The organism is Candidatus Saccharimonadia bacterium (assembly GCA_035544015.1).
GTDB lineage: Bacteria > Patescibacteriota > Saccharimonadia > UBA4664 > UBA4664 > UBA5169.
On sequence record DATKIP010000066.1, the window covers coordinates 1 to 1,300 of the forward strand.

The 1,300-nt window shown below is 60.3% G+C and carries 1 protein-coding gene; it reads left to right on the forward strand.

Features of this window, described 5'->3' with window-relative positions; genetic code table 11:
* Positions 1 to 5 precede the first annotated feature (5 nt).
* Positions 6 to 1,040, forward strand: a complete 1,035-nt coding sequence (locus VMT30_03545; GenBank protein ID HVQ44014.1) for an IS110 family transposase — start codon at positions 6 to 8, stop codon at positions 1,038 to 1,040.
* The last annotated feature ends 260 nt before the right edge of the window (positions 1,041 to 1,300 follow it).

Below are 1,300 nucleotides of genomic sequence, written 5' to 3' on the forward strand. Positions count from 1 at the left end.
CGTCCATGGGCGAGGTTAGCACGATCGGTCTCGATATAGCGAAGTCGGTGTTTCAGGTTCACGGCGTAGACGCTGATGGCGCGGTGGTGATCCGCAAGCGCGTCGGTCGAGTGAAGGTGTTGGAGTTCTTCTCAGGGCTACCGCCTTGCCTGGTTGGCATCGAGGCATGTCCGACCGCACATCATTGGAGCCGTGAGCTTCAAGCGCTTGGCCACACGGTGAGGCTAATGCCGCCGAGCTATGTGAAGGCCTATGTCAAGCGCAGCAAGAACGACGCCAATGACGCTGCCGCCATCTGCGAGGCGGTTACCCGACCGTCGATGCGATTTGTACCGACAAAATCGGAGCAGCAGCAGTCTGCATTGATGCTACATCGCAGCCGACAGCTTCTCGTCCGCCAGCGCACGATGCTGTCGAATGCGATCCGCGGGCATTTGGCTGAGCTCGGCATTATCTCGGCGAAAGGCCGCAATGGCACGGCCGAACTGCTTGAGATCATCGCAAATGAGAAGGATGATCGCATCCCAGCACTGGCACGTTTGAGCCTTGCCATTCTTTCTCGCCAATATGCAGCCATCACGGCCGAGATTGGAATCCTCGAGAAGCACATCCATGCCTGGCACCGGTCGTGTGAAGAAAGCCGGCGGCTGGAAGAGATCCCCGGTGTCGGCCCGATCGTCGCCACCGCCCTGATCGCCGAGGTTGGTGATTGGACGGCATTCTCGTCGGGCCGCAGTCTCGCCGCCTGGATCGGGTTGGTGCCCAGACAGCATTCGACCGGCGGCAAGGAGCGGCTCGGCAGGATTTCAAAGCAGGGGAATCGACATTTGCGATGGCTGCTAGTCGCCGGCGCAATGGCTGTCATCCGATATGCACGTCAGCACGGCACGAAGCGGCTTTGGCTGGCTCGCCTAATGGGTCGCCGGCCGACCAAGGTGGCGGCTGTTGCGCTCGCCAATAAGATCGCCCGCATGGCTTGGGCCATGATGGTGCGTGGAGAGCGGTTCAAGGAGTCAAGGTTGCTTCCGGCGTCGGCATAGATGCAGCGACAGGCAGAAAGCTACAACGAATTGGCGAGGGCATGACGACGTAATGCAGAAACGGTCGTTCCGAGGGTCAGGAGAGCCCGCTTGGGTCAACGCATCTTCGAATGCGTGTGAATGATTGGGACCTGATCCGCGGAGAGCATTAGGGCCAGCGGCCTTCCGCGCCGCACAAACAGGCCGGACACGTGACCGCACCCGACCAATCTGCAGCAACGTAAGAAAGTTCTTGCCAAGGCGCCGTCCACACGTGACCC

What these genes read in the sequence shown, in the direction of transcription:
- VMT30_03545 (HVQ44014.1), top strand. Translation starts at nt 6, where the DNA reads ATGGGCGAGGTTAGCACGATCGGTCTCGATATAGCGAAGTCGGTGTTT.